Source organism: Halochromatium sp. (assembly GCF_054919635.1).
In genome coordinates this window covers 1-12,959 of sequence record NZ_JBUDPI010000075.1, presented here as the reverse complement: position 1 = coordinate 12,959, position 12,959 = coordinate 1, and the positions used below count along the sequence as shown (strand labels likewise).

The 12,959-nt window shown below is 62.6% G+C and carries 12 protein-coding genes and 1 pseudogene; 4 read left to right on the top strand and 9 right to left on the bottom strand.

What is annotated here, in order from left to right:
* Positions 1–66 precede the first annotated feature (66 nt).
* Complete coding sequence (locus tag ACY693_RS06785; RefSeq protein ID WP_462321072.1) at positions 67–654, bottom strand: hypothetical protein; 588 nt, start codon at positions 652–654, stop codon at positions 67–69.
* Between the two features lie 107 nt (positions 655–761).
* A complete protein-coding gene (locus tag ACY693_RS06780; protein WP_462321071.1) occupies positions 762–1,673 on the bottom strand; it encodes a LysR family transcriptional regulator in 912 nt (303 codons plus the stop codon).
* A gap of 373 nt (positions 1,674–2,046) precedes the next feature.
* Here ACY693_RS06780 and ACY693_RS06775 point away from each other — a divergent pair, with 373 nt between their 5' ends.
* Both ACY693_RS06775 and ACY693_RS06770 read left to right on the top strand, forming a co-directional pair.
* The gene (locus ACY693_RS06775; RefSeq protein ID WP_462321070.1) at positions 2,047–2,709 is read left to right on the top strand and encodes a CBS domain-containing protein; all 663 of its coding nucleotides are present in this window, start codon (positions 2,047–2,049) and stop codon (positions 2,707–2,709) included.
* The gene (locus ACY693_RS06770; RefSeq protein ID WP_462321069.1) at positions 2,706–3,380 is read left to right on the top strand and encodes an HPP family protein; all 675 of its coding nucleotides are present in this window, start codon (positions 2,706–2,708) and stop codon (positions 3,378–3,380) included. Before ACY693_RS06775 ends, ACY693_RS06770 begins: the two co-directional genes overlap by 4 nt.
* 127 nt (positions 3,381–3,507) lie before the next feature.
* Here ACY693_RS06770 and ACY693_RS06765 read toward each other — a convergent pair whose 3' ends face one another.
* Entirely contained in the window at positions 3,508–3,942 is a 435-nt protein-coding gene (locus ACY693_RS06765) for a hypothetical protein (RefSeq protein WP_462321068.1), read from the bottom strand.
* 118 nt (positions 3,943–4,060) lie between these two features.
* On the opposite strand from ACY693_RS06765, the gene ACY693_RS06760 reads away from it, so the two are divergent.
* Both ACY693_RS06760 and ACY693_RS06755 read left to right on the top strand, forming a co-directional pair.
* On the top strand, positions 4,061–4,285 hold the full coding sequence (locus tag ACY693_RS06760; RefSeq protein ID WP_462321067.1) for a hypothetical protein: 225 nt from the start codon (positions 4,061–4,063) through the stop codon (positions 4,283–4,285).
* Positions 4,282–6,750: a DUF255 domain-containing protein gene (locus ACY693_RS06755; RefSeq protein ID WP_462321066.1), complete on the top strand. Its 2,469-nt coding sequence runs from the start codon at positions 4,282–4,284 to the stop codon at positions 6,748–6,750. The genes ACY693_RS06760 and ACY693_RS06755 overlap by 4 nt, the downstream gene beginning before the upstream one ends.
* A 5-nt stretch (positions 6,751–6,755) precedes the next feature.
* Here ACY693_RS06755 and hcp read toward each other — a convergent pair whose 3' ends face one another.
* The 6 genes and pseudogenes from hcp to ACY693_RS06725 all read right to left on the bottom strand — a co-directional run bounded on the left by hcp (position 6,756) and on the right by ACY693_RS06725 (position 12,850).
* Positions 6,756–8,384: a hydroxylamine reductase gene (gene hcp, locus ACY693_RS06750; RefSeq protein WP_462321065.1), complete on the bottom strand. Its 1,629-nt coding sequence runs from the start codon at positions 8,382–8,384 to the stop codon at positions 6,756–6,758.
* A gap of 191 nt (positions 8,385–8,575) precedes the next feature.
* The gene (locus ACY693_RS06745) at positions 8,576–9,244 is read right to left on the bottom strand and encodes a thiopurine S-methyltransferase (RefSeq protein ID WP_462321064.1); all 669 of its coding nucleotides are present in this window, start codon (positions 9,242–9,244) and stop codon (positions 8,576–8,578) included.
* 22 nt (positions 9,245–9,266) lie between these two features.
* Positions 9,267–10,166, bottom strand: a complete 900-nt coding sequence (locus ACY693_RS06740; protein WP_462321073.1) for a methyl-accepting chemotaxis protein — start codon at positions 10,164–10,166, stop codon at positions 9,267–9,269.
* A 105-nt stretch (positions 10,167–10,271) separates the two neighbouring features.
* Positions 10,272–11,246: pseudogene (locus ACY693_RS06735) on the bottom strand (Cache 3/Cache 2 fusion domain-containing protein); the annotation flags it as partial.
* 313 nt (positions 11,247–11,559) lie between these two features.
* Complete coding sequence (locus ACY693_RS06730; RefSeq protein WP_462321063.1) at positions 11,560–12,270, bottom strand: Crp/Fnr family transcriptional regulator; 711 nt, start codon at positions 12,268–12,270, stop codon at positions 11,560–11,562.
* A gap of 13 nt (positions 12,271–12,283) precedes the next feature.
* Positions 12,284–12,850, bottom strand: coding sequence for a CDP-alcohol phosphatidyltransferase family protein (locus tag ACY693_RS06725; protein ID WP_462321062.1), 567 nt, complete (start codon positions 12,848–12,850; stop codon positions 12,284–12,286).
* Positions 12,851–12,959 lie beyond the last annotated feature (109 nt).

Genomic DNA, 12,959 nt, shown 5'->3' with positions numbered 1-12,959 from the left:
TTCAGTCCATGCGGCAGGCGCCTTCTTGATCGGCATCTCCTTCGCTCGTAGGTTCACCGGCCTCGATCAGCAGCCCTCTTCACCGCTGGAATCACCTTTGTTGGCCCCTTTGGGCGCTTCACCGTCTCCTGCGCCAGCCGCCCCGACAGCTGCCGCCTCAACCGATACCGCCTGCTCGAGCTTAGCTGGCGATGGCATCGACGAGCGCCCGAGCATTTGGCCGAGCACTGCCTGCGTGCGCTCGGAGATGAAGCGTTGTGACAGCCGCCGATCGGCGAACAGCAGTGTCTGATCGGCCTCAGTATCCAGATAGAGCACCTCCTCGGCGGCTGGCTGGAATGGCTGGTAACTGATGCGCGCGATACGCCCAAGGTTCAGGCCACGGCCATCGTCGAGCAGGATCAGATGCGGCGCTAGCCCGCGCTCCGGGTCCGGACGCGGGAAGTCGATCACGCCAAGCAGCTGATAGGCATGATCGCTGAGATGCACGGCGAGCTGGACCTCGGTCTCGCGCAGCTCAACGACGTAGATCATCTCGCCGACGGCCGCGCGCAGACGCTCAACCTGTTGCTGATAGTCGGCCGAGGGCCAGAGCCCTTCAACTGCCTCTGACCCCTGTCTGCCGCCAACGTCATGCTCGTCGCCGTTTGACATTCGGCATCTCCCGCGCGCCTTCATCGCCACCCATGCTCAGCCACAGGCCCAACTGGTCTCGGATACCCACTGAGAATGCTGCCATGCCGAGCGGCGTTCACTTGAGGTTAGGGCGCTGAGCTGAGGTCGGCAACCTCGGCTGGCTCATGATCGGTCACCAGCGGGTCAGTCTCAGTCTGCTCGGCGGCGATGAGTACGCGCAGCTCCTCGAGCGCGGTGTCGAGCACGCCCGACGCACCGTCCGATGGATAGACCACATAGGTCGGCAGCCGCAGGCTAGGACTGTCGGTGATGCGCTGCAGGCAGCCTCCTTGCAAGTAGGACGCTGCGACCCGCTCCGGCACGAAGCAGGTGCCGCCGTTGGCGAGGATCAGTTGCAGCCCGAGCCAGCCGATATTGGCCGTCTGCGCCGGGCGCTCCAGCTCCGGGTAGACCTTGCGATGCTGGGCGAAAAAGGTCGGCCCCCAGTCGACATAGACGTAGCTGTCGTCGAGCTGGCGCCGCTCCGGGTCGGGGCCGACCAGGATCAGGGTCTCATCGAAGAGGTACTCCACCTCGATGCCGGCAGCCTGACGCGGGCTGTACATCAGCGCCAGATCCATGGTGCCGGCGATTACCCGACGCATCAGGTCTTCCTCAAAGCCGATCTCGGTATTCAGCGACACATCCGGCCGGTTGGCGCGCAGGCGTCCGATCCAGCGCGGCAGCAGACTGTCCCAGAGCGCGATGCGTGCGCCCAGGGTCAGGCTGGTACGAAACCGGCTCGGCAGGCCAACCTCGTGGCGCGCCTGCTCGTAGGTGAGCAAGAGCGTCTTGGCATGGCGCAAGAAGCGCTCGCCGGCATGGGTCAGGCTAGCGCCGGCACGATTGCGCACAAATAGCCGGGTGCCGAACTGCTGCTCCAGGCTGTGGATGCGCGCACTCACCGTCGACTGGGTGACATGCACCTGGGCGGCGGCCTCGAGGAAGCTGCCGCTGGCCGCCACCGCGAGGAAGGTCTTGATCTGGTCGATGTCCATCGCCTCACCTCATCGGCTGTTCAGTAGTGTCTTGCCCATCAGTCATCTGCATCGCTAGCGCACCAGTCGCCATCCTAGACAAACCCCAGAGACGGCGCGCAGCAACCGCTCAGCCTGAGATTGGTCTGACCGATCTTGTATCGGAATAATCGATATGAAGTTCAAATAAATTTCGTTTGTCTGAACTCAGTGGGATGACTAGCTTGTTTGAGGACGAGGGCGGTTCGACCGCTCCGCTTAAACGACCAGCCCCAAAGCCCGCGAGCGCAGGGCAGCGGGGGCAGAGGAGAATAGAGATGATCGCAGTCAAGGTCACGATGAAGGCGCGGCTGCCGCGCACAAGGCCCGGGCACTCAGGATGTTGAGCGGCCCCATGAAGCCAACCAATCCGCAGATCCTGCCCCCAGAGCGGCTCGCGTCAACGCGCCCTGCAGCTGAGCTGCGCGAGTTGCCCGAGCTGTCCGAGCTCGAGCTGACGGATGAGGATGTACTGGATGCGATGCAACAGATCCCCGGCTATCTGGACATCAGTACCGAGGATTTCCGTCGCATCTATCACCTGGCGCAGGCCCATGCGAGCGAGCGCCTGTTCCAGCAGGTGCGCGCCGGCGCCTTGATGCGCTCTGCAGTGGAACCGTTGCATCCGATGATGCAGGCGGGAGAGGCTGCGCGCGCCTTGGTGCAACAGAACCTCAAGAGCCTCCCGGTCATCGACGACAGCCATCGGGTGATCGGCATCCTCACCGAGACTAATCTGCTGCGCTGTCTCAGCGCCGGCTCCTATCTCGAGCTGCTGTTCGACGCCGTCGAGCAGGCGTCCGCACCCGACGCGCAGTGCGGGCAGCGTAGCGTGGCAGCGGTGATGACCGAGCCAGCGATCACGGTCCATGCGTGCGCTGGCTTCCATGAGGTGATGCAGGCGTTTCGCCGCCATCAGGGCCGCAGCATGCCAGTGGTAGACGCCAATGGACGGTTCGTCGGGATGCTGCTGCGCAAGGACTTCCTGCATGCTTGCCAGATCGAGGACGAGGCATGACGCCCAGCACACCACTCATACACTTTCGTAGCCAGCATCCGACCGCCTCCGACAGGTCGCCGAGCCAAGCTCGGCCCCTGCAGCGGCTGGCACGTGGTGTCAGCCGCTATCTGAAAAAAATGCGTGGCTCAACGCGCGGTGCCCCGCCCCGCGTCGGCAACGTCGAGGTGCTCTGGTCGTGGCTTGGCAGCTTCCTTGGTATTGCGCTGGTGGCCTGGCTGAGCCAGCTGGCCAACCCGTTCTGGCTCGATGCCCTCGGGCTCACGCAGACCGACGGCTTGCTGCTGATCGGCTCGTTCGGCGCCTCGGCGGTGTTGATCTATGGCGCACCACGCAGCCCGCTGGCACAGCCGCGCAACCTCATTGGCGGGCACACGCTCTCGGCGCTGATCGGCGTCTCGGCCTGGCTGCTGCTTGGCCCAGTGCTGCCTTGGCTCGCAGCGGCGCTAGCGGTCTCCACCGCCATTGCCGTCATGCAGCTGACACGCACTCTCCACCCGCCAGGCGGCGCGACGGCCTTGATCGCCGTGATCGGCTCGGAGCAGGTCCATGCGCTGGGCTATCTCTTCGCCTTGGTCCCGGCGACCCTCGGCCCACTGCTGATGCTGCTGGTCGCCCTGCTGGTCAACAACCTGGCCAGCGGGCGGCGCTATCCGGAGTTTTGGCTTTGAGTCGCCATAAGCCAGACTGACGCCACCTCTGGCGGGGATGTTTAGAGCCCGCCCGAACGGCTTAACGCGAAGCCGCAACGCAAAACAGACAGCAGGTAGCCGAGCGGGCGTCTGATCCTCTTCCAACCTAACCGTACGGACCGAGAAAGATCATTCCCCCCCAGAAGATCGAACAGACGACCGAAAAGGAAAAACAGGCACGGAACATGATGAAGTGTGATGGACCGATCGACCTTAATGCCTCGCGGAAGAGGCAGACGTCGTCCGGCAGGTTTGCTTCGGCCGCGACGATGGCCGCGACCAGTCGGCGCTGGATCTCCATTGATTGCCAAATAAAGAGGCTACCGGTGACCGACCAAAGGCACACGACCATGTTTGCCGCCCGCGCCGTATCCGGATGGATCTGAACCTTGTCGAACGCCAGCATCAGTGCGACAACCGCCAAGATCTCGATCCCGGCGTACAGGTTAAACCGCGACCAGAACCGATCCATCTCCGAATTGATCGTCCTGATGTAGATCTCGAGGTAGCGGGGGATCTGTATCGTCTCTGGGGAAGTCATGACCGGGTTTTGTCCTAAGCCTGTGCCAGTTTGATCAGAACGAACAAGTTGGTATCCCTTGTAATAGCCGCGTTGGCGATACCTGATCTCGCGTGCCCTTTGGCCGAGTTAGAGGGGCATGACAAGGCGCGTGTTGGCGAGCGCAGCAGGTTTAAGCGAAAGCGGCTGCACGCATCGCTTGGCGTTCAATCCCTACTTCCAGAAGATACTACAGCGACAGCCCGTGCTGCGCTGCATCGTCGTGATGACGAAGGCAACGGTTGCCGTTGGCTCTTGCGTCCTGTACCACGACGATGAGATCCATGCATCACCGCAAGACCGACTCGCACCGATGACGCCATGACCATCCAACTCGGCCGCTGGGCCACCCTCGCTCTGCTCGCGCTCGGGCTCCTTGCCACCGGCACGCCAGCCTGGACAGCCGAGGCAACGGAGGCATCCGACGCCACCGATGTGGCCTTAGCTCACCCGCTCGAGCTGCAACAACGGCTCGACGCCGCCCTCGCGGCCAAGGGCTCCGACTACGAGCCGCGTACCGAGCATCTGCACCCGGACGGTCGCCCCCGCTTCACGAACCGCCTGATCCTAGAGGATTCGCCCTATCTGCTGCAGCATGCGCATAACCCGGTCGACTGGTATCCCTGGGGGTCGGAGGCATTCGCGCAGGCGCGCCGCGATGGCAAGCTGGTGTTTCTGTCCATCGGCTACTCAACCTGTCACTGGTGCCATGTGATGGAGCGCGAGAGCTTCGAGGATCTCGAGATCGCTCGGCTCCTCAACGAGCACTTCATCGCCATCAAGGTCGATCGGGAGGTCCATCCGGATGTCGACCAGACCTACATGACCGCGGTGGAGCTGCTCGCCGGGCGCGGCGGTTGGCCGATGTCGAGCATCCTGACGCCGGATGGCAAGACCATTGACGGTGGGACCTACTTCCCACCTGACGCATTCGCCCAGCTGCTCGAGCGTGCGCGAGACCTCTGGCAAGAGCGCCCCGAGGCGCTGCGCGCTCGGGCCGAGCAGGTTGCCCGCGCTGTGCGCCGAGCGCTCGATACCCAAGGCCAGGCCGCAGCGCTGGACGATGCGATCACCGAGCAGGCCGTGACCGAGCTGCTCGAGCGCCACGATGAGCTGCAAGGCGGCTTCGGCTTCGCCCCCAAGTTCCCGCAAGAGCCAAAGCTCGGGCTGCTGCTCGATCAGGCCCTGCGCGCGGACGACGAGGCGGCTCTCGAGGCTGTGATCCTGACCCTGAACAGCATGGCCCGTGGCGGCATCCATGACCAGGTCGGCGGCGGCTTTCATCGCTACGCCATCGACAACGACTGGCTGGTGCCGCACTTCGAGAAGATGCTCTACAACCAGGCGCAGTTGGCGCAGGTCTATCTGAACGGCTGGCGCCTCAGCACTGATCCGGCGCTCGCGCGGGTCGCCCGTCGCACGCTGGACTTCGTCCTGCGCGATCTGACCTCTCCGGAGGGCGGCTTCTACTCGGCCACCGACGCCGACAGTGACGGTGGCGAGGGACGCTTCTTCCTCTGGACACCGGCGCAGATCCGCGCGGCCTTGCCGGCCGAGGATGCCGAGCTGGCCATCCGCTTCTACGGGGTCACCGAGACAGGCAACTTCGAGGGCCGCAACATCCTGCATGTGCCCGTTGCCCTCGACGCCTTCGCCGCCGCCGAAGGTCTCTCGCCCGACCCATTGCAGCGGCGTCTGGATCGCATCCACGAGACCCTCTATCAGGTGCGCGAGCGTCGCCCGCATCCGCATCGCGATGACAAGATCCTGACCGGCTGGAATGGCCTGATGATCGCAGCGCTGGCCAACGCCGGCGATGCCCTCGATGAGCCCCGCTACCTGGCCGCCGCGGAGCGCGCCGCTGATCTGCTCTGGACCAAGGCGCGCGTAGCCCCTGGTGAGCTGAAACGGGTCTATCTGGACGGCCGCGCCACCCAACCAGGGCTGCTCGAAGACTATGCCTTCCTCGGCAGCGGCATGATCGCGCTCTATGACGCGAGCGCCGATCCGCGCTGGCTGAACCGAGCCCGCGAGCTGGCCGACGCGCTGTGGAGCCGCTTCTCCGACCCCGAGGGCGGTGGGCTCTTCATGGGCGAGGCGAGCGCGGAGACCCCGCTCATGGCACGGCCCAAGGACCTGAGCGACGGCCCGATACCATCCGGCACATCGGCAGCCCTGCAGCTGTTCGCCGCGCTTGACCAGCGCACGGCGGACGATATGAGCTATGGCAAACGCGCCCGCGAGCTGCTCAGCGCCGTCTCAGGTCGAGTGAAACGCAGCCCCAGCGCCGTACCCGCTTTGTTCGTGGGACTGAATCAGCTGCGCCATGGAGACACCGGCCCAAGACAATATGCCGCCCGCGGTGCGGTTCGGCTGCAGGGCCAAGTAACGCGCGATGGCGATGCAGCCAGCCTTCGGCTAACCATCGACATGGCGCCGGGCTGGCACATCAACGCCCATGAGCCGCTGCAGCAGGCGCTGATTGCGACCCGTCTGCAACTGCCCGAGGCTGTTCAGGGATGGCGCATCGAGGACCTGGACTATCCGCAGCCACAGGTCCTTCGACTGGGCTTTCAGCGCGAGCCGCTAGCCGTCTTTCAAGGACAAACGCAGATCGAAGGAGCACTAAGCCCGGTATCGGGGCCAGTGCCTCAAGAGGCCAGCGAAACCAGCGCCTGGCTGCCAGTGGAGCTGCGCCTGCAGGCCTGCAGCGATGATCGCTGCCTGCCGCCGGAGACGCGGGTGCTTCAGATCCCGATAGACAACAACCCGCCCGACCAAGAGCTCTGATCGTTTCAAGCAGCCGCCATCATCGCTGTCACATCCTCCTGCACCTTGCCGATTGGTTTGATGTCGAAGGTCTCGATCAGCACCTTGGCCACGTTCGGCGACAGGAAGGCTGGCAGCGTGGGGCCGAGCCGGATGTGCTTCACGCCCAGATGCAGCAGCGCCAGTAGCACGATGATCGCCTTCTGCTCGTACCAGGCGATGTCGTAGGAGATCGGCAGCTCGTTGATGTCATCGAGGCCAAAGACCGCTTTCAGCTTCAGCGCGATATAAGCCAGCGAGTAGGAGTCGTTGCACTGCCCGGCATCGAGCAGGCGCGGTATGCCGCCGATATCGCCGAGATCTAGCTTGTTGAAACGGTACTTGGCGCAGCCAGCGGTCAGGATCACCGCGTCCTGTGGCAGGGCCTGGGCGACGTCCGTGTAGTAGCTGCGCTCCTTGTGGCGACCGTCGCAGCCGCCCATGACGACGAAGCGCTTGATGGCGCCAGACTTGACCGCATCGACCACCTGATCGGCCAAGCCCATAACCTGGGCGTGGGCGAAGCCGGTGGTGATCTCGCCCTGCTCCAGCTCGGTCGGCGGCGCGCAGGTCTTGGCCTGCGCGATGATCGCCGAGAAGTCCTTGGCGCCACCCTCAGGCCGATCGGGGATGTGCTTGACGCCCGGCCAGCCAGTCAGACCAGTGGTGTAGATCCGATCGCGATAGGCGGTCTTGACCGGGGTGATGCAGTTGGTGGTCATCAGGATCGGGCCATTGAAGGCGGCGAACTCCTTGTCCTGCTGCCACCAGGCGTTGCCATAATTGCCGACGAAATGCGGATACTGCTTAAACGCCGGGTAGGCATGGGCCGGGAGCATCTCGCTGTGGGTGTAGATATCGACGCCGCTGTCGACGCTCTGCTCGAGCAGGTTTTGCAGGTCCTTGAGGTCGTGGCCGGAGATCAGGATACCCGGACGCGTGCCGACGCCAAGCTTCACCTGGGTAATCTCAGGGTTGCCGTAGGCGCTGGTATTGGCCTCGTCGAGCAGGGCCATCGCGGTCACACCGACGGCACCGCATTCCATCACCAGCGCGATCATCTCGTCGATGCTCAGGTCGCGATTGGTGGCGGCCAGCGCCTTGATCATGAAGGCGTAGATCTCGGGCTTCTCCAGACCGAGGATGGCGGCATGGTCGGTATAGGCGGCCATGCCTTTGACGCCATAGACCAGGAGCTCGCGCAGTGAGCGCAGGTCGTCATTGGGCTGCGAGAGCACGCCCACCTCGGCGCCCTTGGCCGCATAGGCGATGACCGGCCCCTTCCAGTTGACCCCATCCTGATCGCTGCTGAAACCGATGGCGGTCTTGAGCGCATCGCGCTTGGCGATGGTGGCTTGGATCAACGCATCGAAGCGCGCGGCGTCGAAGTTGGCGTTGGTGATGGTGGCGAACAACGCCTGGGAGATGAAGGGGCCGACCGACGCATCCGGCTGGCCTCGGCGCTGCGCCTCTTCAGCGACGACGGCGAGACCTTTCAGCAGGTAGACCAGCAGGTCGTGCAGCACGGCAACACTCTCGGTCTTGCCGCAGATGCCCTTCGTGGTGCAGCCGGTGCCCTTGGTGGCCTCTTCGCATTGGAAACAGAACATACTCATTGAAAGACTCGATCCGCTGACGGTTGTTGGGGTGGCAATGCCACAATCGGCAGGGACAGTCTTCCAAGCGAGAGCGGGCCGCGACTTGACCATGGTCAAGACGGTTCTGGCACCTTCTGTCGGGAGCATTGCTCATCAGCGCACCAGCCTGGCAACAGGCCCGATCGCGAGGCCCGTCGGCCCTGCCGGCGTCAGGGCATCGAGGCGCAGCGCCGGAGTCGATAGATGCGCTCTGCAAGTGCGTCGAGCCCGCGCGCCCGAAACCTTGGACTCTCGGCCAACGCATCGAAGACGCTCAGGGTCTCAATCTCGAACTCGGGCTCAAAGAGCGCACGTACCTCGGTCTCCGCCACCGAGAAGGGTGGCCCCTTCATCCGCGATTGATCGTACTCGAGCGTGATCAGGAGCGAGCTCACGCCACCGGGCAGCAATGCGGCCAGCGCTCTCGCATAGCGAGGACGAGTCTCAGGTGGCAGCGCAATCAGCGATGCTCGATCGTAAACGGCCGAAATATCAGCAAGCTGCTGCGGGCCTAGATCGAAGAAATCGCCAACCAGGAGGGTGATCTCATCAACCTGGTAGCGTTGAAAGGGACCTAACAGGTCAACACGCGGCTGCAGCTGGTTCTCGGCGAAGAACTGCTCTGCGGCCAAGGGGCTGATCTCAACGCCAAGCACAGCGTGTCCGAGACTAGCCAGCCAAAGCATATCCAGCGACTTGCCACAGAGTGGCACCAGAACGCGCGCATCTCTGGGCAGCTGTAGACTCGGCCAGTGCTCTGCCAGGTGTCGGTTGATCTCATCCTCATGCCAGCCCAACTCGCTACGCCGCCATCGGTTGAGCCAGAACTCGGGGCTCATCTCGTGATCACCTTTTCTCGATTCACCAGTCGGCGCTTCCTGCTTTCTGGCCCTGGATGATCCCGTTGAGCCGCTCAATCACCCGCCGCACTCGATTGGCTTGATCGCTGAACTCCTCCGACGCACTGGCGGCCTGCTCGGCATTGACCGCCGTTTGTTGCGTCACTTCGTTGATCTGCTTCAGTGCGATCGTCATCTGCTCAATGCCTTCCTTTTGCTGCTTTGCACCAGCATCCATCTCATTCATGGCTCCGTGAACGCGAACCACACTGGTATCGATGTTCGAGAGCGCCGAATCCACGCTCTCCGCTTTACCCTTGACCTCATCGAGGAGCGCGACGACGTTCGCGTTCATCGCCACACCTTTCTCGCTCGCGCTCACCGAGCGCTCGATGAGCGTCGCTGTCTCTTTAGCAGCGTCGGTCGCCCTGACCGCAAGGTTGCGCACCTCTTCCGCGACCACAGAGAAACCAGCGCTGGCATCACCAGCCCGGGCTGCCTCAACCGAGGCATTTAATGCCAAGATGTTGGTCTGAAATGCGATATTGTCGATCTTGTCAATCACCTGAGAAATCGATGCCGTTGACGACTGAATATCGGCAATCGCATCATTAAGCTCATTGATCGAGTCACTAATCTGATGGACGACACCGCTGAGGTGGCTCATCGATGACACGCCATTCTTGGCGGCACCTTCCGCTTCTTGCGAATACTCACTGGCCTGGCGCGAGAGCTCAGCATTGTGTGACAACAGTTCACTCATGCTTTGCATACTGGCCGTGGTTTGCTCCAGTGAGGCCGCCTGCTCATTCGCCCCTTGAGCAAGCGATTGACTGGATGCCGAGACCTGGTCCGATGCCTTCTCGGTTTCCAGGCTCCCCGCTTGCAGGTCTTGGCTGATGCGACTGAGCGGACCGGCCAAGCTGCGCGTGAGCAGGAAGAAGACGACCGCTGCAACAACGGCCATCACTGCGGTTAGCACGAACACCCAGTTGGTCACATTATTGATCGAGCGCTCGACGTCATGAGCAGCAGCGTAGAACTCACTGTCGTACGCGCTCGCTGCAATCAGCCAATCCCAGTCTGGGAAGTAGGCGTAGATGGCCAATTTGGTCCGGGGCACTGCCTCCCCGGGATTCTGCCACGCATACTCGATCAGCGCCGTCTCGCCGGACTCAAGCGCTTGGCTCCTCTCGACCATCTCCTTGACAAAGTAGCGACCTTCGGCATCCCGACTGCCGAGAATGTTTTCTTGATCCCGGGCGCGATTCGCTGAGAGCACATATCTGCCCGCGTCTTCACCCTGAGTATTGAGAATAAAGATTTACCCTGTCTCGCCAATCTGCCTGTCTGCGAGCTCATCGAGCAGTGGTTGCGTCGCAGTCGACTCTGGAGTCCCGACATACAGGATGCCCTCAACCTCACCAGACGCCCGGATCAAGGGCTGATAGGCGGTGACGTACCAACGATCAACCACAAAGGCGCGGCCAGTATAGGTTCTACCAGCCAGCACCTCCGACAGCACTGGGTTTGGCTTCCCATCGGGGTTGATCGCGGGAATGAAGGTGCCGACCGCCCGTTGACCATCCTTCTTCACGTTGGTTGCGATACGCAGCATATCGCCGGCGGGATTCATGCGCTGAAAGAGGGTTGCTGTGTCGCCTGTCAGCTCACCGATCGCATCCACCAAGGGAACCCTATGCTCGAATGACTATTGTGGCTCCAGCCTCACAGCATCACCGATGAATGCGACCGGCAGATTCACCCGTTGCTGTGCGCCAGTGTACTGATTGGCCGCAGTCCATTCGACGGTCTCTTGCTCCGAAAAATGCAGACCACCAAGCTGATCCAACTTATCCGACGCAAAGCTCAGCAGCGTCTCGACATTTTGCTGGAGCAGCTCTTGGGAGATCTGCACGGTATCGATGATGCCAGCGATCTCCTTTTCCATCTGCTGGTGACCCTGCTCGACAATCGCCTCTCTTGCGAGGCCAGAGATCACGTCCGTCTGGGAATAGAGGAAGACCGCAACGATCGCTAAGGGACCGACGGCCACGCCGAGCCCGGCGGTCAGTAACTTGGCCTTCAAGCTTAGTGAGTGCATAGTGCGTCAGTCGACTGGAGTTGATGGACGATCGTCTGCTCGGACTCGGGGAAGAGGATGCGGGGCGCCTGCTCATCAGAGATAAGCACAGATTCTGTAGGCCCATGGCGCTGAGTTTAGGCCAAGAGTCGGCCGCGTCAACGCGTTGGCGGGGCACGGATGTCTTGGATGCCGGCGTTAGCGGCAGGCGCTGCCGCAATGAAACCTGAGCTCAGAACGGGTCTGGAAGCTCGTCAGCGAGCCTCTGCAGGGCCGCGCGATGACGGATCGTGATGAGGTCGCCGGCAACCGCGATGACCTCTTTATCAATCAAACGGCGGGTGACGCGCGACCAGGTCTCAGGTTGTATCGACAGCCGCGAGGCGAGCACCGCTTTGGAGACGCCGAGCCTCAGCTCGGGCTGCTCGGGTCGACTATTACGCAGCAGCCAGCGCGCGACACGACCTTGCGCAGACAACAGGGTCAAGCTGTCGATCTCGGCGATCATCGCATGCAGTCGCCGACTCAGGTCGCCAAGTAACGCGAAACAGGTCTCCGGAGACTCGCGCAGCATGGCCGCAAAATCGGGCGCATCGATGCTGACCAGCTCGGCATCGGTCAGCGCTGCGGCGCAGACCGGATAGCGCCCGGTGCCCATGAACAGCAGTGCCTCGGCGAACGTCTGCCCGCTATTGATCAGCTCGATGATCTTCTCCCCTCCTTCGCTCGACAAACGGAACAGACGCATCTGTCCGGAGCGCACGAAGTAGAACCGCTCTGCGGGCTCGTCCTGATGAAATAGCATCTGTCCGGCAGCAAGTCGCACTTGACTGGCCCGCTGCAACAAACGCTCGAGCTGTGCCGGACTCAGCGCCGCCAGCAGAGGCGCTCGGCGCAGCTCGGTGGCCAGCGCAGTGGCCTCAGTCTTGGGAGGTTGAGACATCAATGTCGGCGCGCTATGCCTTGCGCTGCTGACGCAGCACATGCCAGAGACTGACGACGTCTGATCGCTCCTCGCGCAGCACGGCGGTGATCGCCATCTCCTCGAGCGCAGCGAGCACCGCGAGCACCGCGGCTAGCCGGAACGGCCACACCGAGATGCCGAGCAGCATCACGAAGAGCCCGATCACGGTCGCAATCACAGCTGTCTTCACCAACAAGGTGTGATAGCTGGTGAAACGACGGAAGCGTAGCAGGCCCGCTAACGCAGGTAGCGTGAAGCTCAAGACGACGCCGGCAATGGCGGGCCATTCATCGCGCACCAGTGTTGGCCATAACAGCAACAAGGCAATGGCGGTCACTGCGTAGGTCGCCACGTCTGCCCAAGAGTCCAACTGCGCACCTAACCGACTGGTCTGGCCCATGCTCCGCGCCAAGATGCCGTCGACCGCGTCGGTCAGGAACGCGAGCGCAAGCAGCCATAGGAATGCCTGGTGCTGCCCAGCCACGGCAAGCAAGAGAAGCAACGGCGCAGAACCCAGCCGGAGACCGCTGAGGAGATTGGGCAATGTCCAGTAGGTCATCAACGCATTACCTGAGATGCCGGTCCCGCCAGACCTCGGGCTTGAGCAGTACCGCTAGGAGTCTGTCCGACTTCTCGGGGTATCGACGAGGTACAATAGGGCCAGGTTG